General features: G+C 39.6%; 16 protein-coding genes and 1 pseudogene. 15 read left to right on the forward strand and 2 right to left on the reverse strand.

Annotation, left to right across the window (positions count from 1 at the left end; genetic code table 11):
* The first annotated feature begins 1099 nt into the window (after nt 1-1099).
* The 3 genes from G7Y32_RS09955 (at nt 1100) to G7Y32_RS09965 (ending at nt 4007) form a co-directional block, all read left to right on the forward strand.
* Nucleotides 1100-2029 (forward strand): CPBP family intramembrane glutamic endopeptidase, encoded by a 930-nt coding sequence (locus G7Y32_RS09955; RefSeq protein WP_165213325.1) that lies wholly within the window; start codon nt 1100-1102, stop codon nt 2027-2029.
* A gap of 214 nt (nt 2030-2243) precedes the next feature.
* On the forward strand, nt 2244-3137 hold the full coding sequence (locus G7Y32_RS09960) for a CPBP family intramembrane glutamic endopeptidase (protein ID WP_165213327.1): 894 nt from the start codon (nt 2244-2246) through the stop codon (nt 3135-3137).
* A gap of 105 nt (nt 3138-3242) precedes the next feature.
* The gene (locus G7Y32_RS09965) at nt 3243-4007 is read left to right on the forward strand and encodes an HAD-IIB family hydrolase (RefSeq protein ID WP_165213330.1); all 765 of its coding nucleotides are present in this window, start codon (nt 3243-3245) and stop codon (nt 4005-4007) included.
* A 136-nt stretch (nt 4008-4143) separates the two neighbouring features.
* Here G7Y32_RS09965 and G7Y32_RS10565 read toward each other — a convergent pair.
* Nucleotides 4144-4218 (reverse strand): annotated as a pseudogene (locus G7Y32_RS10565) (hypothetical protein); the annotation flags it as partial.
* Nucleotides 4188-4913: a DUF6568 family protein gene (locus tag G7Y32_RS10440; RefSeq protein ID WP_494399388.1), complete on the reverse strand. Its 726-nt coding sequence runs from the start codon at nt 4911-4913 to the stop codon at nt 4188-4190. The pseudogene G7Y32_RS10565 and the gene G7Y32_RS10440, both read right to left, overlap by 31 nt.
* Before the next feature lie 485 nt (nt 4914-5398).
* Between G7Y32_RS10440 and tpx the strand changes: the two genes are divergently transcribed.
* The 12 genes from tpx to G7Y32_RS10030 all read left to right on the forward strand — a co-directional run bounded on the left by tpx (nt 5399) and on the right by G7Y32_RS10030 (nt 20127).
* A complete protein-coding gene (gene tpx, locus G7Y32_RS09975; protein ID WP_165213332.1) occupies nt 5399-5893 on the forward strand; it encodes a thiol peroxidase in 495 nt (164 codons plus the stop codon).
* Between the two features lie 175 nt (nt 5894-6068).
* A complete protein-coding gene (locus G7Y32_RS09980) occupies nt 6069-6662 on the forward strand; it encodes a restriction endonuclease subunit S (protein WP_165213334.1) in 594 nt (197 codons plus the stop codon).
* Between the two features lie 615 nt (nt 6663-7277).
* Complete coding sequence (locus tag G7Y32_RS09985; protein ID WP_165213336.1) at nt 7278-11906, forward strand: glycoside hydrolase family 70 protein; 4629 nt, start codon at nt 7278-7280, stop codon at nt 11904-11906.
* Between the two features lie 223 nt (nt 11907-12129).
* On the forward strand, nt 12130-13068 hold the full coding sequence (locus tag G7Y32_RS09990) for a sugar phosphate isomerase/epimerase family protein (RefSeq protein WP_165213338.1): 939 nt from the start codon (nt 12130-12132) through the stop codon (nt 13066-13068).
* A gap of 13 nt (nt 13069-13081) precedes the next feature.
* On the forward strand, nt 13082-14452 hold the full coding sequence (locus G7Y32_RS09995) for a PTS transporter subunit EIIC (protein ID WP_165213339.1): 1371 nt from the start codon (nt 13082-13084) through the stop codon (nt 14450-14452).
* A 64-nt stretch (nt 14453-14516) separates the two neighbouring features.
* The gene (locus G7Y32_RS10000; protein ID WP_165213341.1) at nt 14517-15257 is read left to right on the forward strand and encodes a DeoR/GlpR family DNA-binding transcription regulator; all 741 of its coding nucleotides are present in this window, start codon (nt 14517-14519) and stop codon (nt 15255-15257) included.
* Nucleotides 15258-15327: 70 nt separating this feature from the next.
* Complete coding sequence (rpe, locus tag G7Y32_RS10005) at nt 15328-15978, forward strand: ribulose-phosphate 3-epimerase (RefSeq protein WP_165213343.1); 651 nt, start codon at nt 15328-15330, stop codon at nt 15976-15978.
* Complete coding sequence (gene rpiB / locus G7Y32_RS10010) at nt 15975-16445, forward strand: ribose 5-phosphate isomerase B (protein WP_165213345.1); 471 nt, start codon at nt 15975-15977, stop codon at nt 16443-16445. Before rpe ends, rpiB begins: the two co-directional genes overlap by 4 nt.
* Before the next feature lie 543 nt (nt 16446-16988).
* Complete coding sequence (locus tag G7Y32_RS10015; RefSeq protein ID WP_165213347.1) at nt 16989-17138, forward strand: hypothetical protein; 150 nt, start codon at nt 16989-16991, stop codon at nt 17136-17138.
* Between the two features lie 196 nt (nt 17139-17334).
* Nucleotides 17335-17613, forward strand: coding sequence for a type II toxin-antitoxin system RelB/ParD family antitoxin (gene relB, locus G7Y32_RS10020; protein WP_004226602.1), 279 nt, complete (start codon nt 17335-17337; stop codon nt 17611-17613).
* The gene (locus tag G7Y32_RS10025; protein ID WP_241154235.1) at nt 17603-17947 is read left to right on the forward strand and encodes a type II toxin-antitoxin system RelE/ParE family toxin; all 345 of its coding nucleotides are present in this window, start codon (nt 17603-17605) and stop codon (nt 17945-17947) included. Before relB ends, G7Y32_RS10025 begins: the two co-directional genes overlap by 11 nt.
* 830 nt (nt 17948-18777) lie before the next feature.
* Nucleotides 18778-20127, forward strand: coding sequence for an Nramp family divalent metal transporter (locus G7Y32_RS10030; RefSeq protein ID WP_165213349.1), 1350 nt, complete (start codon nt 18778-18780; stop codon nt 20125-20127).
* The last annotated feature ends 202 nt before the right edge of the window (nt 20128-20329 follow it).

Here is a 20329-nt window from a genome sequence, read left to right on the forward strand (position 1 = left end):
CTTATTCTGAATTTTTAGCACAGAAAAAGACTACTAGGGACGAGCTAGTAGTCTAAATATAATTTTTTTCGCTTTGATTATATCATAGGGAGGGAATTTTTGCATTCTTTGTAGTTTTCGTATAAAACTCTGGTGAAGTGGCTGTGAGCAGGAATTGTTGGCTAGGCCAAGAAGTCTTACCTTCGCACAGTAGATGGGGTGGCCGTTATCACTTGCGGAGTAGTTAAACAGTCCAGTGGACTGTTTAAGGGGATGCTTGAAATGGGACTGCACCCCAAGATAAGGATCTCCAATCAACTACTGCGTCAAATTATTATGACTGCAAAAAATAGAAGGCTAGAATACTTTTCTCAGCCTCGATAAATTACTGCTGACCGTCTTTCCTTTGACCACAAGGCCAAAGCAGAAAACCTAAACGAATATGATGGTCATCGATCATCTTATTTCCAACCTCAAAAGGTCCTCTGAACCTTTGAGCTGTGCAGGGGGACAAAAAGGTCTGGGAGACCTTTTTAATCGGGAAATGGAAATGAAGTTTGCAAAGCAAGCGTCAAAACGCTCTGAGGAGAGACCATTTAGGTCACCACTTTAAAACCAAGACGTGGTAAGAATCAAAATTTTTAATAATTTGGTTGATCCCACTCTCTTTTTATCTTGCAAAAGGCTAGAACATCTGTTATATTAAAATAGTACAAAAAGTTAAAGTCTGTGCACTTGAACATGCTTAAGACTCTGAGGGGTTCAGCAGTCTGGGGAGAGACTGCTGAAGTTTGTTGCTTAAAAGTGAAAAAGCAACAATTAGTCGGCAGAAACTTCAAGCCCTTAAATTCCTTTGAACCACTTCACGGCTTAGTCTCGTGTGAATGGAACACGGGCACTTGGCTAAAAAGACAGCGTATTCCCCCAGAATACTTGTGACTCTGTGTCGAATCCGAAACCCCTATTTTAGCTATGCCCACAGAAGTCCTTTGTATCTTAATCATGAACCGTTTACGATTCTGTTGAAAAAGAATTTCTAGATGTTAGTGCACCTTTGTCAAGATTCCTATTTTTGGGAGTGCTTCATGGCTTAATATCCCTATGAAAGAGAGATCATAAAATGAAACCTAATCTTTTTACTGAAACGGCAAAAGGTAAGATAACGAAGTCCATTATATTATTGATTCTTATAGCTCTGATGCTCTTGTTTTTAGGTACTTTGATAGGTGGTCTTAGCCTAGTGCCTATTACTTTAATTTATTATCTTGGGCATGGCTTTCCGGCCCCTAGTCCGTCTGGAGAAATACAAACCAGCTTACCATTTTCAACAGATGTTTCTACCCTAATTGAGCTTTTTGCCTTTTTGGGCATTTATCTAACTGTCTTTGGTTGGGTTAAATGGGTAGAGAAACGTCCCATTTCTTCTATGGGATTGTTTAAAAAGGATGCAGGTAGAGAACTAGCCAAGGGCTGGTTGGTTGGTGCAGGACTTTTTAGCATCATAGTGGTTTTATTGAGCCTTTTTGGAATGGTTGATTTGGAAAAAATTAATGTCTCAGCTAAAAGCCTAGGATTCCTATTATTATATGTATTTGCTTGGCAAATTCAAAGTGGGGCTGAGGAACTCTTGACTAGGGGCTGGTTAATGCCTGCAGTGGCTAGCCATCATCGGAAATTTACGGCCGTTATGGTAGCTTCGCTTCTGTTTGGCTTATTGCATCTGCCTAATGCTCATGTGACCATTATTTCTCTCTTAGTGGTCATATTATTTGGTCTCATGATGTGCCTCTATGTCATTTGGAAGGGCAATATCTGGGGCGTGTTTGGGCTTCATGCGGCATGGAATTGCTTTCAAGGTTCTGTTTTTGGTATCCCAGTTTCTGGCACAGCTGTCTTGCCATCATCTATTATCCAGTTGAAGTTAAAAGGGGCATCGTATTTGAGTGGTGGTGCTTTTGGTGTAGAGGGAAGTATTTTGACGGTATTCGTGCTATCCCTAGTTTGTCTCTACCTCTATTTAAAAATTCGTAAGGGAGTAGTAGTGCCATAAACATTTGAAGTAAGCCTGCTGTTGTTTATTATGCCCTCCCTCTTCAAGGAATTTTCCTCATTTATCTTTGGAGTGTTTAATGGATCGAGCTCACCTCCCTATGGATTGCCTCTGTCTACACTCCTGTGAAAAAACTTACCTGCCTAGAACTTGTCAAGGTTCCTATTGTTTGAATGCTTCATGGATCATATCCTTATGAAAGGGAAAACATAGAATGAAACCTAATCTTTTTACCGAAACTGCCAAGGGCAGAGTAACTAAGTATATTGCTGTAGCGATTCCTCTTGCAGTCCTTTTATTTGCTGCTGGTCAGCTTTTAGGGATTGGAATTATGGAAGGGATTGTTAAAATTCTATCTTTGTTCGGCTTGCCTGCTCAATGGGCAGATATAAGAATGTTAACATTTTTAACCTATGATATAGGGGTATTTGTTATCTTTTTTGGCTGGGTAAAATGGGTAGAGAAACGTCCGATTTCCTCTATGGGATTGTTTAAAAACCGGGTAGGATCGGAATTGCTGAAGGGCTTGCTCTGGGGCGGAGTTATGTTTACGGTTATCATTCTGTTGCTTGGTCTTTTAGGGATAGCTCGACTTGATAAGGTTAATCTGACCTTTTCAAGTTTTGTTTTTCTAATGATTTTCAGTTTTGCTTGGCAGATTCAAAGTGCTGGTGAAGAATTAATGACAAGAGGCTGGTTGCTGCCAGTTCTCGCTAGCCATCATCGAAAGGTTACAGCAGTTTCTATCGTGTCACTTTTATTTGCAGTTCTTCATTTATTGAGTCCTCACATTACTCTGATATCTTTACTTAATGCCAGTCTTTTTGGTCTCATGATGTGCCTCTATGTCATTTGGAAGGGTGATCTCTGGGGTGCTTTTGGCCTTCATGCAGCTTGGAATTGTTTCCAAGGCTCTGTTTTTGGGGTTCAAGTTTCGGGACTCAGTCTGGTTTCATCGGCTATTTTTAAGTTCAAGCTCTCTGGGCCTACCTATTTGACGGGTGGTCAGTTCGGTATCGAGGGGAGTTTGCTGACTTTACTGATTTATGCATCAGTTTGTCTCTTCATCTACTTGAAAATTCGGGAAGAGGCGGTAGTAGTGCCATAAATATCCAATAAAATCTAGGTTTCAACCTAGTTTTTTGATATAATGTAGGAGCTTTGATTATTGTGAGTTTTGCTTTTTGAGGCGGTGCTCAACTAGGAGTTTAATATGAATTTTGTTTTTGACTTAGATGGAACTCTATCTTTTGATGGTTATAGTATTGATGAGTCCATCAAAGAGGTCTTGGCTCAAGCGGCTAGCTATGGCCATAAGGTGAATTTTGCTTCGGCTCGTTCCTATCGTGATTCCCTTGATATGTTGGGTGAAAAACTAGCTCAAGAGCGCGTTTTCGGTCTTAATGGCGGTCTCGTTTATGAAAGAGGTCAGTTGATTCTCGAGCATAACTTAGATCCTGTAGGCTATCAGGAGGCTGTAAACTATTGCCGTTACTTTAATCTGCCTTTCTTTGTTGATAATTGTTTTAATTATGCAACAGATAATGAGGAATACATTCCTTTTATCAAGATGGTTGACCCTTTAAATTTGGCTCAGAAAGTTTCGGCTGATGAATTGAAAAATCCCATTAAAATGGTGATTTATCTGGGAAATCATGAGGATCTCCTAGCTGATATTACTTATCAAGCTAAGGAGACGGACTTGTTTGAATTGATTTATCATGAAAGTGAGAAGTGCCTTTATCTCAATCCTAACCATATCAGTAAGTCTTCAACTATTAGGGAAGTGTTTGATGAGCCTTACATAGCTTTTGGCAATGATAAAAATGATATTGGTATGTTTAAAGATGCGCTTTATGCTGTTCAGGTCGGTCGTTATCCTTACTTGAAGACTTATGCAGATGACCAAGTAGAAGCAGATAGTCAAGCTGTTGCTGCTAAGATATTAGAGCTTTTTCAAGAATTTCAAGGGAAATAGGTTGGCCTTGCTTTTTGAGATTTTTTAATTGAGATACAGTTTGGCCTGGAATTTATTCTTATAATAGAAAAATCAGCTTTTCGCAGGACACCGAAAGCTGATTTTTTTGTAAACAAAACACTAACAAATTAGTTAATTAGTGAATGGTCCTCTTTCTCATAACAATCCCAGTTATTGTCGCTAGTAACAGCGTGAGGTAGCCATAGAGGGAAAGATAGCTCTTAGCTTGCCCTGTTTGCGGAAGCTTATTGGCTTTACTTTGAGCTGCAGTAGGAGAAACATGCTGTCCAGATTGTAAAGAATAGCTGTCTGTGCAGCGTCATCATATTCAGGAGAGTCTGTATTAAAATAGTCTAGCTGTCCACCAATCAAATCATTGAATTTTTTAACTTCTGGTGAGAAGCGACGGCAGTATGGACAAGTCGGACGCCCAAGGTAAAGAGTATGTTCTTTTCCATCCTGTGTAAACATTTGATAGACATCAGTCATTGAGACCTTGTTCAAATTAGCAACATTAGCTTCATACTCCTTAGGAGTAATTGACGTAATCTCCTGCTCATTTTCTCCAGCAGCTGTAGTAACAGAAGGTGTTGGAGGATTGGTATTGTTTGCAGATTCTTGTTTTTGAACAGTGGCAGCACTGTTATTGTTTTCGGTAGGGGACTTAGCAGTCGTATCATCTCCTGCTGGAGTAGTATTAGGATTAGACTCCGGGTGCATCAGGTGCTTGTGATGTTTGCTGAGCTTGGTCTGAACCCTCGTGTTCTGGGCCAGCGGCACTATCTGTATTATCTGTGTTTTTATCCGCTGAGGTAGAAGAAGGAAGAGCTTGTTCAGTATTAGGACTACTCTGCTGATTGCTCTTGTCAGGTATAAAGTTATAAGATTGGGATACGATTTATACATGTGGCTGTGATGTTTATTAGTAGAGATAGGGGGGATACGGATGGGTGTCTACAAACATTATGCGATAGGATAACATGCGAAATTACAGAATTTATTAGTCTCTTTCTCTAAGACTTTGCTTTAGTTCTTAATTGTTTTTTTTATTTTTCTAGTAAATTTTGGCACAAAATTATGGGAGTGGGAAAGGATCCACAAACAAAATTTTCGTAATTTCCAGCTAAATGCGATATGATTGAGGCGTCGTTAGACTCAAAGAAAATCAAAAGTAGACAAGGTGCGACCAGTACTTTGGTAGGGTAAGCTGAGATTAAGATACAAAGCTGTTAAGCGTTTCAAAGATTTTAGGAAGTTTGACACAGAGTCATTAATTTAAAGATTCAAGGAAAACTTATTTATTTTCGCAAAAACGTAGGTATGTTCAGTTTGCAGCGATCTATCGTTTTGGTTTTCAAAGGGTATGGAAACGGCTAGAAAGTGAGATAACGATGCCAACATTTTTAGGACAACCAGTCACAGTGGCTATAGATGACCAGCTACAGGTGGGAGATACCGCCCCTGATTTTACTTTGATAGGAACGGATTTGAAGAAGCAATCTCTGTCAGATTTCGCTGGGAAGAAAAAAGTTCTGAGTATTGTACCTTCTATTGACACGGGTCTCTGTTCGACCCAAACCAGAACTTTTAATAAGGAGCTTTCAGATATGGCTGATACAGTAGTCATTACCATCTCAGCTGATTTGCCTTTTGCTCAAGAAAAATGGTGCGGAGCCCAAGGTTTAGACGATGCTGTTTTACTCTCGGATTATTATGATAATGATTTTGGTAAGGCTTATGGGGTTTTGATGGAGGAGTGGCACTTACTGGCGCGTGCCGTTTTAGTGCTTGACGAAAACAACCAAGTGACTTATACGGAATATCTGGATAATATTAATTCAGAGCCGGATTATCAGGCAGCTCTTGCTGCTGTTCAGGCTTTGTGATTGATACCGATTAGTTAAAAATGCTAAAAAACTAAGTTGATTATGGTTTGGCTGCTTAAACAACCTGTTTTTTAGCCTTTTTTTGCTTTTCTTGATAATTTAGGGTATGATATAGCAGAAGAATGATACGCTTTCACATAACTTCCATGAAAACGTAGGGAGAAGGAGGAGTTCCATGAGGCTGGTAGAAGACTATCTGGCTAATCAAGTGGAGAAGCTGCCACTGGGACAAGTAGCAAGAGCCTTTAAGGGGAAAGCTGTTTCTAGTAAAGCTGACCCTGGACGTGTTAGCTATATTAATTTGTCGGATATGACAGAGTTTGGAATCGATTATCAAAACCTCAAAACTTTTGATGAGGAAATAGAGAAGTTACAGAAGTACTTGTTAGAGACTGGTGATGTTTTAGTCGCTTCTAAAGGAACTGTTAAAAAGGTTGCTGTTTTTGAGGAGCAGCTTTTTCCAGTGGTGGCATCTTCTAATATTACAGTTTTACGCCCTAGTGAGACCCTCAGTGGTTTTTATCTCAAGCTCTTTTTAGAATCAGAGGTGGGACAGGCTCTTTTGGATACAGCCGACCATGGCAAGGGTGTTCTGAATATTTCGACTGCCCAGCTTTTGGAAATTCCTATCCCTCAGATTCCTCTGGTTAAGCAAGACTATCTTGTCCAGTATGCCAACAGGGGACGGGCTGATTATCAACGCAAGATAGCAAGAGCTCAGCAGGAATGGCAATATATCAAGGAAGAAGTTGAAAAAAACCTCTATTAATCATTGGAGTTGAGACAGGCAGGTATAGGTACTACTGCACTTTCACACAAAAAATATGATAGTAGAACGGATCAGCTCATGAGGGTGTCGCTCATGGCCGTATGGTATGTCTCGGCTTCGTAAAACAAACCCGATGGTAAAAATTAAAAAACGAACAGAGTTGGATTTCTAACAGTGGAAATTCCAGTTTTGTTCGTTTTTTTGAGGTTTTATATCACAAAACAGGAAGTGATAACAAAGTATTGCTAAACTGAAAACCTTTTTATTCAGTGTCATTTAGTTAAGACATTCTATCCCAAATCTTTGAGGATAGGAGCTTTTTACTACTAGTGACTTTAGCCCACCCTGTAGTTGTGAAATCGTTATAGATAACTAAAAAAGGCTTTCAGAAAGTGTTTGTTTATGTTATGAAAGCTAAAGATAATTGATTTGAAAATCTTATGAAAGTAAAACATTTGCAATGTCACTGATTTGATATAATTATCAAAAAAATTGACATCTAACTTTCTTCATTCTTAAATATGAAAGTGCTATCATAGAAAATGTTGTTATATGACATTCTTCTAAGGTTTAATAACAACACAGTTTAATTTAATAGCTATAGGAGTGTTTTTTATGGAACAAAAGCTACATTATAAGCTTCACAAGGTTAAGAAACATTGGGTGACTATCGCAGTAGCCACTGCCGGTTTGGTAACACTTGTGGGTGCTGGTACAGTATCAGCTGAGGAAAATACCGGAACGGATACAGCAGCACAGACAGCGGCGGTAGAGGAATCTGGACAGCAAAATCAGGCTAAAGCCGACGATGCTAATACAGTTAATGATTCAGCCTCATCCGATCAAACAGTAGCAGCAGATCAAAACCAAGCTGATACACAAAATCAAGCAACTGCTGAACAGGCAATTGATCAAGGTCAAGCAGCAGACCAAGCTCAAGCTCAAACTCAAACGCCTGCGACAGATGGCACAGCAGTTGTACGTCAAGATGCAGCCAATGTTGCGACAGCGGCTGACCAACAGCAAGCGGGGCCTTCTGAACAAGAAAAGACAGCAGCTATGTCGCTTGATAATGTCAAGCAAGTTGATGGCAAGTACTATTATGTTCAAGCGGATGGCTCTTATAAGAAGAATTTTGCCATTACTGTCAATGGACAAATGCTTTATTTCGATGGTGATACTGGTGCCCTTTCGTCAACATCGACTTATTCTTTCTCTCAAGGCTTGACAAATATCGTTGATGATTTTACCAGTCACAACAAGGCTTACGATTCAACCGCTAAGAGCTTTGAGTTGGTTGATGGCTATTTGACGGCAAACTCATGGTACCGTCCTGCTTCGATTCTGCGCAACGGTCAAACATGGGAAGCATCAAATGAAAATGATTTGCGTCCGGTTTTGATGAGTTGGTGGCCTGATAAGGACACTCAAGTTGCCTATCTCAACTATATGACTAAGTATTTGGGGGCTGGTAATGAAGAGTTTACCAATGAGACTTCTCAAACAGCTTTGAATAAGGCAGCTCAGCTGGTGCAAACGCGTATTGAACAAAAAATTACCAGTGACAATAACACGGAGTGGCTTCGCACTGCTATCAAGGCTTTTGTAGCAACGCAATCCAAGTGGAATATGAGCACCGAAAACTTTAACAAGAGCGATCACTTGCAAGGCGGGGCTTTGCTTTACACCAATAGTGATTTGACTCCTTGGGCTAACTCTGATTATCGTCTGCTCAACCGCACTCCTACTATGCAAACGGGTGAACAGAAGTATTTTGATGAAGATGGTATGGGTGGTTATGAGTTCCTCCTGTCTAATGATGTCGATAACTCTAATCCAGTAGTTCAAGCTGAAATGCTCAACCAACTGCATTATCTAATGAATTGGGGCTCGATTGTACTCAATGATAAGGATGCCAACTTTGATGGAGTTCGGGTTGATGCCGTTGATAATGTTAATGCCGACTTGCTCCAAGTTTACACCAATTACTTCGAAGAATACTATAAGGTTAATCAAAAAGAAGCCAACGCTCTGGCACATCTTTCTATTCTAGAAGCTTGGTCTGGCAATGATAATTGGTACAATACCAATACAAACGGAGCTGCTCTGTCTATTGATAACCAATCTCGTTTGACTTCCTTAGCCGTCCTGACTAAGCAACCAGGTCAACGGGTCGGTCTTGAAAGTATCATATCTGATTCTGTTAACAAGGAACGTGGTGATGACCGTGCTTACGGTGATTCTATTCCAACTTATTCCTTCGTTCGGGCACATGACTCAGAAGTGCAAACTGTTATTGCTAAGATTATCAAGGAAAAAATTGATACCAATACTGATGGTTATACCTTTACTTTGGATCAGTTGAAAGATGCTTTCAAGATTTATAACGAAGACATGAACAAGGTCAGCAAGACCTACACCCACTATAATATGCCAGCGGCTTATGCCCTGCTTTTAAGTAATATGGAATCTGTGCCACGGGTGTACTATGGGGACCTCTATACAGATGATGGCCAATACATGGCTAAGAAAACACCTTACTATGATGCCATCACCACTATGCTGCAAGGGCGGATTGCCTATGTATCTGGTGGACAAAATGAGCAGGTTCATACTGTGAATGGCAGCAATAAAGTTTTGGCTTCTGTTCGTTTTGGTCAAGACATCATGTCTGCTGATGATACTCAGGGAACGGATCTCAGCCGCACTTCGGGTATGGTGACCCTGGTCAGCAATGATCCTAATCTCAACCTTGGCGGAGATAGCTTTAAGGTAAATATGGGTAAAGCCCATGCCAACCAAGCCTACCGTCCATTGCTTTTGGGAACTAATGATGGCGTTAAATCTTATCTCAAAGATTCTGATACTAGTCTAGTTAAATATACTGATGCTGACGGTAATTTAACCTTCACTGCTGATGATATTAAAGGCTATTCAACAGTTGATATGAGCGGTTACTTAGCTGTTTGGGTACCAGTTGGTGCCAAAGATGGACAAGATATTCGTGTTGCAGCAAGTACAGCTGACAAAGGACCAAATCGTTTGACCTTTGAAAGTTCCGCAGCTCTTGATTCACAAGTTATCTACGAAGGCTTCTCAAACTTCCAAGATTTTGCAGCTTCAGATGCTGATTATACAAATAAGAAGATTGCTGAAAATGCAGACTTCTTCAAGAAACTTGGTATCACATCATTCGAAATGGCACCTCAGTATGTATCAGCCACAGATGGTAGTTTCCTTGATTCTATCATCGAAAATGGTTATGCTTTCAGCGACCGTTATGACCTTGCTATGAGTAAGAATAACAAATATGGTTCTAAGGAAGACTTGGCTAATGCTCTTAAGAGCTTGCATGCTAATGGTATCCAAGCTATCGCTGACTGGGTTCCAGACCAAGTCTATCAATTGCCTGGAGAAGAAGTGGTGACAGCTAAGCGGACTGATAACTATGGTAAACCAACCTTCGATGCCTTTGTGAATAATACTCTCTATGCTGCGAATACTAAGAGCAGCGGTAAGGATTACCAAGCTCAGTATGGCGGTGCCTTCCTTGATGAACTCAAGGCTAAATACCCTCACATGTTTGAAGTCAATATGATTTCAACCGGTAAGCCAATTGACCCATCAACCAAGATTAAACAATGGGAAGCTAAATACTTCAATGGTACCAATGTTCTCGGAAAAGGGGCTGGTTATGTCCTTAGTGATGATGCTACTGGCACTTACTTCAAGGTTGATGCAGCTGGTAATTTCCTACCGGCAGGTCTGACAGGTGACCAAAATGCTAAGACTGGTTTCTACTATGATGGCACTGGTATGACTTATTATTCAACAGCAGGTAACAAGGCTGTCAATAGCTTTGTTTATGAAGGTGGTCATTATTACTACTTTGATAAAGATGGTCACATGGTAACAGGTACCTACAAGACTGCTGATGGTAATGAGTATTACTTCTTGCCAAATGGTATCCAATTGCGGGATGCTATCCATCAAGATGAGAAGGGTAACAGATACTACTATGGTCGGACTGGTATCCTCTATAAGGGTGATAACTGGTATCCATTCGTATCTGCTACTAACCCTAATAAGACTGTCTTCCGTTACTTTGATTCCAACAATGTTATGGCTACAGGCTACAGAGATATGTACGGTCAAACTTACTACTTTGACGAAAATGGCTTCCAAGCCAAGGGTCAATTTGTGACTGATGATAAGGGTACCCATTACTTCGATGAAGATAATGGTGCTATGGCTAAGAATAAATTTGTCAATGATGGTGATAACTGGTACTACATGGATGGTAACGGTAATGCTGTCAAGGGACAATACCCAGTTGACAATCAAATTCTTTATTTCAATCCAGAAACGGGCGTTCAGGTTAAAGGACAATTTATTACTGATGCCCAAGGTCGGATTTCCTACTATGACGCCAACTCAGGCGCCCTGAAGTCGAGTGGTTTCTTCACAACCAACGGCAATGACTGGTACTATGCTGAAAATGGTTATGTTTACAAAGGTTTCAAGCAAGTAGCTGAAAATCAAGATCAGTGGTATTACTTCGATCAAACAACAGGCAAACAAGCCAAGGGTGCAGTAGCAGTCAATGGTCAGCAGCTCTACTTTGATAAGGATTCCGGTATTCAAGTTAAGGGTGGTTTTGCTGACGATGGTGCTGGCCATACGTCATACTACCGTGGAGATTCTGGTGATAAGGTTGTCGGCGGTTATTTCACAACTGGTAACAACGCTTGGTTCTACGCCGATGAAAATGGTTATGTTGCTAAAGGCTTCAAGGAAATGGATGGTCATTGGTACTACTTCGATGACGTAACCGGTCAACAAGCCAAGGGTGCTGTAACAGTTAATGGTCAACAGCTCTACTTTGATGTTAATTCCGGTATTCAAGTTAAGGGTGACTTTGTCACCGATGGCCAAGGCAACACTTCTTATTACGACCTCAACTCAGGCGATAAGAAGGTCGGCGGCTTCTTTACAACTGGCAACAATGCTTGGTATTATGCGGATGCTCAGGGTAATCTAGCCAAAGGTCGTCGTTTCATTGACAATCAAGACCTCTACTTTGATCCTACAACCGGTAAACAAGTTAAGGGTGCTTTGGTAGCTATTGATGGCCGTAGTTATTATTTTGATGTTGATTCAGGTAATATGGCTAAAAACCGTTTTGTTCGTATCAACGATCAATGGATTTACTTCGGCAATGATGGTGCAGCCACTAATCTATAATCTATGAAACTAGGCTGTTTAAGCAGCTGAAATCTTAAAAGTCGTTATGCTTAGGCATGGCGACTTTTTTAATATAAGTAGCAGCTGTTTTTGTGCTAATAGATAGAATGATGGAAAAATATGATAAAATATGAAAAAAAATAAAAAAATATGATAATTTTTGTTGAAATCGCTTTCTTTTAGTGCTAGAATATAGGCGAAGTTAATAATTAGGAGGAAATAAATGAAATTAGCGACAAGGATTAATTCCTATCTGAGGAGAGACGGTTACAATTTGGAAAAAACTTTTTCAGATTTTGAAACAGCTGGTCTAGGCTATGTTGATCTCAATTATCCAGAGCATACTAAGGGTGTTTCTCCTGAGGAAATGAAAAACCTTTTAGACAAGCATAACCTTGTTTTGAATGGACTTGCGCTTAGGTTTCGGGATGATTTTATTAATGGCGAACTAGGCAACGCAGATCCTGCTGTTGCAGCTAAAGCGCTTGGGTTATGTAAGGAAGCAGTCGATTATTGCCGAGCAATAGGTGGAGAAGTTATCACCATTTGGCTGGGGTTTGATGGATTTGACTATAGCTTTCAAATCAATTATCGCAAGGTTTGGGACCAGCTAGTTAAAGCCTATCAAGAAATTTGTGATTATGCCCCAGATTTAAAAATTAGTATTGAATATAAGCCGTATGAAGAGAGAGCCTATGCCTTTGTTGACAGTATGGGAATAACTGGGATGCTGCTGAATGAAGTGAATCGTAAAAATATTGGTGTTACCTTGGATTACTGCCACATGCTTATGAAGCATGAAAATCCTGCTTTTGCTGCAGATATTTTTGGCAGTAGGGGGCAGCTGTATGGTATTCATGCGAATGACGGCTATGGTGTTGCTGATGACGGTTTGATGATTGGAACAGCATCACCTTTTAAAACGTTAGAACTTTTGTACTACCTGAAAAAGTACGATTATCAGGGAGTCGTCTATTTTGATACTTTCCCAGTTATTGAACCTGCAGTAGAAGAGGCAGAAAGAAATGTGGCTATGATTACCTATATGGATCAATTAATTGATACAGTCGGAATGGATTATATCCAAAATATTATCGATAAAAATGATGCTATTGCAGCTAATAAATTAATGTTAACGTTCTTAAAGGGAAACAAAGACTAGGGAGGTGATTATTATGGCGGATTACAAAGCAACTGCCAAAGGGATTCTAGAGAATATTGGCGGACCAGAAAATATCTCTAATATGACCCACTGTGCTACACGGTTACGTCTAAACTTGAAAGACCCATCCAAGGCAGATGATGCTGCTGTTAAAGCCGTAGATGGTGTTGTGGATGTTGTCAATAAGGCTGGGCAGTATCAGATATTGATTGGTACAGAAGTACCGCATGTTTATGACGAATTTGAAATACTTGTAAAAGGCAGTACAGAGAATGCTTTGGACGAATCATCAGGTCAAGGCGGCAGTATTATCAGTCAGATTTTTTCTGCTATATCAGGAATTTTTGCACCTTTACTGCCGGCCTTAGCTGGATCGGGAATTTTACGTGGCTTGCTTATTTTAAGTGTCCAGTTGGGTTTGATTAGTGATAAAAGCGGTACCTACAGCATTTTATTTGCTGCTTCTATGGCAGTCTTCTACTTTCTTCCTGTCTTGCTCGCTTTTTCTTCTGCACGACGTTTCGGAGCCAGTCCCTACATTTCAGCCTTAATTGGAGCTGCTTTATTACATCCGGATTTTTTATCCTTGCTAGGAAAGACAGGTAATGGTGCTACAACGAGCTTTTTTGGAATCCCAGTTGTCTTGATGAATTACAACTCAACGGTTGTTCCTATCATACTTGCGATTTGGGCTTACTCTTACCTCTATAAGTGGTTAGACAAGCATATTCCAGAAACCCTCAAGCTTGTTCTGATTCCTTTGGTTTCTCTAGCCATTATGGTGCCCTTAACCGTCATTGTTATTGGTCCGATTGGTGTTTACAGCGGTGAAGGAATTGCTAACGTTGTTAATTGGTTAATTGAACGCAGTGGTGTACTGACAGGTATCCTTGTTGGCGGTGGCTGGAGTGTCTTGGTCAGCTTTGGTATTCATTGGGCTGTCAACCCTATCATGATTAATAATATTTCTCAAAATGGCTATGATTACATCTGTCCTCTGACCTTTGCCTGTAACTTTGCTGTTATTGGAACAGCCTTCGGAGTTTGGCTCAAGGCAAAGAATAAAAACCTTAAAAATTTTGCAATGACAGGCGTCATTACCATTGCGTTATCGGCAATTATAGAACCTACTTTATTTGGTATGCTTGTCAAAAACAAAAAATTGTTCTTGGCACAAATTATTGCAGGTGCAGCTGGCGGAGCCTATCTAGGGTTGACAAAAGTCGTTACTAACGCTTTTGTATTTGGCAGTGTGACGACCTTCCCTGCGTTTATCGAGAGCAATGCTAATGTTATTAATGGTGTTATCGGGCTGGGAATATCTGCCCTTGTTGGAGCGGTTCTAGGTTTTATTTTCACAAATAGAGATGACCAGTTAGCCTAGTTACCTGCATGAAATAATTTTCTGAATATGGTATCATTATTACCAAAATGAAGGTAAATGTAAGATGATTCCATACGAAAGACAACAAAAAATATTAGGTCTGTTAAAAGATACTGAATTAGTAAAATTTGATGAAATTCAATCCGTGTTTCCAAAAGTTTCCTCCTCAACATTGCGACGTGATTTAAAAGAGCTTGAAAAGAACAATAAAATTGAATACTTGTCAGGTGGTGCCATCAAATTGATGTCAACGGTGGGAGAGATTCCAATTACCATGCGCAACACACTTTACAGTGATAAAAAAGATAAGATTGCTAATCTAGCAGCCAAACAGATTCATGATGGTGATGTTATCTATCTTGATTCCGGTTCAACCTGCTCAGGATTATTTAGAAAAATTCTGGATAAAAAAATCACAATTTATACGACAAATACTGATATATTCGGAGTTGCCGACAGCATTGCAGCAGAGGTTATCGTATTGGGTGGTCAATTCAATCCTATAAACTCTTCTGTCAGCGGTGCTCTGACTGAGGAAAATTTGAAGAGTATCTATTTTGGTAAAGCTTTTTTAGGTGTTAATGGTGTTGATGAAAAGTTTGGAGTGACTACTCCAACACTTGTGGAAGCTACGAAAAAGAAAATGGTACGGGAACATGCCGATGAAGTCTATCTCTTGTGTGACAGTACTAAATTTCATAATTTATCCAATGTCAAAGCTTTTGATTTAAAAAATGTCACAATCGTATCAGATAGTTGGGATGATAGTCTTGGGAAGGTTTCCACCATTATAGCAGCGGATTAATATTAACTAATTTGGATAGCAGTCCTAATACTGATTTAGGGCTGTTTTTTAGCTAAAAGAGGAGGGTATTATGACGAAGTTATTGTGTCCCAGCATGATGTGCGCTGATTTTAGTCATTTACAAAAAGAAGTTGGAGACTTGAACCAAGCCGGTGTAGATATTTACCACTGTGACATTATGGATGGTGAGTTTGTACCAAATATAACCATGGGAATTAATGATATACGCACTATTAGAAGATACACGGATAAGCTAATTGACTGTCATTTAATGATTGAAAACCCCGGAAATAAGGTGGATTGGTTTATCAATGCAGGCGTTGATTTAATTTATATTCATCCAGAAAGTGAGCGCTATGTTATCAAAACGCTCAGTCATATTAAAGATTGTGGAAAATTAGCTGGTTTGGCACTTAATCCTGATACAAGTATTGAGACAGTCAGTGAAATGTTAGAATTAGTTGATTATGTACTGGTTATGACTGTCAATCCAGGATTTGCGGGTCAAAAATTTATCGATTTTACTAAGAAAAAAATAAAAAAGCTGGTTGATTTAAAATCAGACTACCATTATAAGATTATGATTGATGGTGCTTGCAGCCCAGATATTATCAAGGAATTAAGTACAATTGGAGCTGATGGTTTTATTTTAGGGACCAGCGCTTTATTTGGCAAAGAAAGATCTTATACAGAGTTAGTAGAGGAGTTACAAAAGTTATGAAGATTGGTATTGGAAACGATCATGTCGCTGTAGAATATAAACGCGCCATCAAAACTTATATTGAAGATAAGTACGGTTATGAGGTCATTAACTACGGGACAGATAGTACAGAACGGTTTCATTATCCTGAGTCTGGGAAAGCCGTAGCTGAAGCCGTTACTGCTAATAAAGTTGACAAGGGTATCCTTATATGTGGTACCGGGGTTGGTATTGGTATTTCAGCCAATAAAATTAAGGGAATCCGTTGTGTGATTTGTAGCGAGCCTTACTCGGCTAAACTATCTCGTCAACACAATGATACGAATGTCCTAGCATTTGGATCCCGTGTAGTCGGACTAGAAGTAGCTAAAATGATTGTGGATGAATGGTTGACTGCAGAATATGAAGGTGGACGTCATCAAGTTAGATTAGACATGATTTCAGAGATTGAAAATCAAAGAAATGCGGAAAAAAATCACGAACTATGAAGGAGTATTTGTATCTAAGTCTACTTACTAATATTTTCCTTTAAGACTGATTCTGAAACAATCTGCTAGGCAGTCTTTAAAGTGTATAACTATATAGTTTCATGGAACCTTATTGACCCAATATTATCATCACAGGAAAAGTGGGCCTGCCTTTGGTGGAAGAGTTGACAAGGGAGCACTTATTCAAAAAGAAGTGCAACAGATTGCATCATTAAGCTGTTTGAGCTAGCTCAAACAGCTTTTTTGGATGGATGAAGTAATCTAGGTCAATTGTTGATAACTAGAGTGAAGGCAGATAGGTCACTAAAAGTGAGCGCCTTGAGAAATTTTCTTTTAGTCTTTGTTTTACCCGCACACGCGGGGGTGATCCCAAAGTCTCCATGATAAAAGGCGTTTTGAGCTGGTTTTACCCGCACATGCGGGGGTGATCCTGCGGATTATTAAGGGTAAATAACATTTGAAAAGTTTTACCCATACACGCAGGGATGATCGGTGATCCTGATCAATTGGTTAGAAATATTTTCCAAAATCTGTTTTACCTGCATGCGCGGGGAACGGGGGAAGTCAGGTGCCGGGCAATCTGGTGAACTGACAGATGCTGCTGTTAAATTTATTGTGGCAAGAAGTTCAAGCCTATTAGCCTCTTGGCAGCGCCCAACACAAAAGCAGACTTACGAGAGATACGATGATTAGCTCCAACCCCATATAGCCTATGTCCTCAGCCAACTATTTCCAGCTGAAAATGCATTTGAAGACAGACGATTGGGATTTATAATATGTGAGCGATGTGTTCTGAGAGATAGATGTGCCAAGTTTTAATTTGTTGTCACTAAAGATTATGATATAATAAAGACACGAAAAAAGTTCACGAACTACTAGGAGGTATTTTATGTCTAAGCCAATCAATATTGCCTTTAAAACAGATGCGGCTATCGTCCAATCCGCTAGAGATGTTTTTAAAGCACATAACTACAGTCTCACGGGTGCTCTTAGGACTTTTTTGACAAATGTGGCTGTCACAGGAGAAGTGGATCTTCCTTCGCCTGAAGAGTTGGAAAAAGAGCGTTTACTTAGAGAATTGCAGGCGGAAGTCAAAGCTAGTCTAACTGAAATGGCAGCTGGCCAATATTATACCGAAGAGGAATTGAGGGACTATCTTGACATCTAAGGTTTATAAGATTAAATATGCTTCGCAGGTTGCGACCGAGCTAAGGAAGGTTAAAGCTTATGTTTTGGAAAAGTCGCAGTCGAAAGATACGTCTCAGCGCTACGTGTCCCAATTGGTGAAAGGAATGGAAATCCTCAAATTGTTTCCAGAAGTAGGGTTTAACGCCGATAAGAAGTTTGGTAGAGTTATCACAGAAAACATGACCACGAGAGGAATGCCATTAAAAAAGGACTACATTGCGCTCTATACTATTGACGATAATAACTTAGTTGTTAATATTATCTATTTGTTTTCTACTAAGAGTGATTATATGAAACTGTTAAAACATAACTAGGAGGTAGAAGATTATTTTTGTCTTTGATACTAAAAATCATACGATTAAGCACCAGGAAGATAACCAAAAGTTCAGAGTTTTCATCAAGGCAATTAACAAAAGCTTAAGTACTTTGATACACTCCCCATAGTGGACAGTGAAAAACAGAAATTTCACTAGAAGCTATGAAGGGAGTTTTTGTATGCTTAAAAGAAGCGAGCTAACTGCTAAAAGCGACTGTGTAATTGCATATAGAAGAAGAGGGCTTGTAGTCAATTCAATTAGCTAATACTCTTTTAAAATCAAGAGGGTGCGTTATTTGACATTGATTTGTTCGTACTTCAATAAGTTGTTGTTTGCCTTATCTTCAATCTTAAATTATCCACTGATAGTTTAAGCTGTCTGTGACGTGTCACTTAGTTTGATAGTGATTTATAGGAAGTGATTGGTAAGAAAAAGTGCTGTCTGGCAGGAGGAATGGCCGTTTACAAGAAAGTAGTATTGGTATTTGGAGCAGGTGTGAGTAAGCTACTACCTGTGCCATCTGAGACGACTTGGGAAGGCGAATCAATAAGTGTGTCTCCGAGACTTCTGTACCAGTAGTCATATTAAAAGGGATTAAAACTTAGCGCGCAAGCCGATTGTTAAGAAAGGCATTAAGAGTACTCACTATTATAGGTGTGTTCACTTCATGTTTAAAACTAGCAATCAGCTGTAGAGTCAGGGATGCTATCGTGAAGTTATGGTCGGGCATTAAAAGTTTGGTTGCATTTATTTACTTTTTAAGCGTGCTTAATTTTCTGTTTTTTGCTATAATGAACCCGATTAAAAAATAGAAAAGGAGTTTTCTCTTGAAAGATCAAAAGAAAAATCAAAGAAATAGGCGTTCATTGAGTGAGGTTAATCAAAGTGTTGCCGTGCCTGAAAGTGCTTCTTTTTGGCGAACTTTGAAGGCTTTTATCGGACCGGGCGCTTTAGTAGCAGTAGGATATATGGATCCCGGAAATTGGATTACCAGCGTGGTCGGAGGTGCCAGTTATAAATATTTGCTCCTATCGGTCGTACTGATTTCGTCTCTCATGGCAATGCAATTGCAACAGATGGCGGGGAAGTTAGGAATCGTCACACGTCAGGATTTGGCTCAGGCCACAGCCAATCATCTTCCTAAGTGGTTGCGTTATATCTTATTTGTGGTTATTGAGTTGGCTTTGATGGCGACTGATTTAGCAGAGGTTATTGGTTCTGGGATTGCTCTCCATTTGCTTTTTGGCTGGCCCTTAATGCTTTCAATTTTTATAACGATTTTGGATGTTTTCATTTTATTGAGTCTAATGAAGTTGGGCTTTCGTAAGATTGAAGCGGTTGTTTCAACCTTAATATTAACTATTTTGTTGATTTTCCTTTATTTAACACTTATTTCTCAGCCAAGTATCTCTGGGATTCTCAAAGGATTTCTTCCGTCTGCCTCTATCTTCGATCTTCATCAAACTGGGGACAATAGTAAATTGACTCTGGCACTGGGGATTATTGGAGCAACTGTCATGCCTCACAATCTCTATCTTCATTCGTCAATTTCACAAACCAGACGGGTGGATTATGAGAATCCAGACTCTGTTAAACAGGCCGTTCGTTTTATGACTTGGGATTCAAATATTCAGTTAAGCCTTGCTTTTATCGTTAATTCCTTACTTTTGATTCTTGGTGCTGCCCTTTTTTATGGCCATGCCAGCCAAATCTCGGCTTTTGCTCAGATGTATAATGCTTTGGCAGATCCGTCCATTGCAGGCAGTGTTGCCAGCGGTCTCTTGTCAACTCTCTTTGCGATTGCCCTCTTGGCGAGTGGGCAAAACTCGACGATTACAGGAACCTTGACTGGCCAAATTGTCATGGAGGGATTCATTCACCTGCGATTGCCTCAGTGGTTTATTCGGTTAGTTACCCGTTTGCTGGCTCTCTTACCAGTCATTCTGGCTACCTTAATTTGGGGGAGCAAGGAGAAGGTGTTGGATCAGCTAATTGTCTATTCACAGGTTTTTCTGTCACTAGCCTTGCCTTTTTCAATTTTTCCACTTATTTATTTCACCTCCAGCAAGGAATTAATGGGGCAGCATCGTAATGCTCGCTGGAATACTATTTTAGCCTATGGTATTGCCTTGATACTGACCCTACTCAATATCAAATTAATTATTGATTTACTCTAAATAATAGTAATGCGGCTGAACAATAAGATTTTCAGCCGTTTTTACATTTAAAATTAAAGAAACCGTTATAATTACCAGATGCTTACAAAAAGATGACATTTTTTAATAAAGGTCCAGAATAATTTAATTTCATGTTAAAATAAATTGATAATTAAAATAGTTTGGATATCAAAACTAAAATTATCAAATAACTTTTATTTTT

Origin of the sequence: Streptococcus tangpeifui (assembly GCF_011038795.1) — a bacterium.
Taxonomy (GTDB): Bacteria; Bacillota; Bacilli; order Lactobacillales; family Streptococcaceae; genus Streptococcus; species Streptococcus tangpeifui.

Bases quoted from the DNA above. Each gene is read 5' to 3' on its own strand.
- G7Y32_RS09955 (WP_165213325.1), top strand. From the start codon at position 1,100: ATGAAACCTAATCTTTTTACTGAAACGGCAAAAGGTAAGATAACGAAG.
- G7Y32_RS09960 (WP_165213327.1), top strand. From the start codon at position 2,244: ATGAAACCTAATCTTTTTACCGAAACTGCCAAGGGCAGAGTAACTAAG.
- G7Y32_RS09965 (WP_165213330.1), top strand. From the start codon at position 3,243: ATGAATTTTGTTTTTGACTTAGATGGAACTCTATCTTTTGATGGTTAT.
- G7Y32_RS10440 (WP_494399388.1), bottom strand. From the start codon at position 4,913: ATGTATAAATCGTATCCCAATCTTATAACTTTATACCTGACAAGAGCA.
- tpx (WP_165213332.1), top strand. From the start codon at position 5,399: ATGCCAACATTTTTAGGACAACCAGTCACAGTGGCTATAGATGACCAG.
- G7Y32_RS09980 (WP_165213334.1), top strand. From the start codon at position 6,069: ATGAGGCTGGTAGAAGACTATCTGGCTAATCAAGTGGAGAAGCTGCCA.
- G7Y32_RS09985 (WP_165213336.1), top strand. From the start codon at position 7,278: ATGGAACAAAAGCTACATTATAAGCTTCACAAGGTTAAGAAACATTGG.
- G7Y32_RS09990 (WP_165213338.1), top strand. From the start codon at position 12,130: ATGAAATTAGCGACAAGGATTAATTCCTATCTGAGGAGAGACGGTTAC.
- G7Y32_RS09995 (WP_165213339.1), top strand. From the start codon at position 13,082: ATGGCGGATTACAAAGCAACTGCCAAAGGGATTCTAGAGAATATTGGC.
- G7Y32_RS10000 (WP_165213341.1), top strand. From the start codon at position 14,517: ATGATTCCATACGAAAGACAACAAAAAATATTAGGTCTGTTAAAAGAT.
- rpe (WP_165213343.1), top strand. From the start codon at position 15,328: ATGACGAAGTTATTGTGTCCCAGCATGATGTGCGCTGATTTTAGTCAT.
- rpiB (WP_165213345.1), top strand. From the start codon at position 15,975: ATGAAGATTGGTATTGGAAACGATCATGTCGCTGTAGAATATAAACGC.
- G7Y32_RS10015 (WP_165213347.1), top strand. From the start codon at position 16,989: ATGCGCGGGGAACGGGGGAAGTCAGGTGCCGGGCAATCTGGTGAACTG.
- relB (WP_004226602.1), top strand. From the start codon at position 17,335: ATGTCTAAGCCAATCAATATTGCCTTTAAAACAGATGCGGCTATCGTC.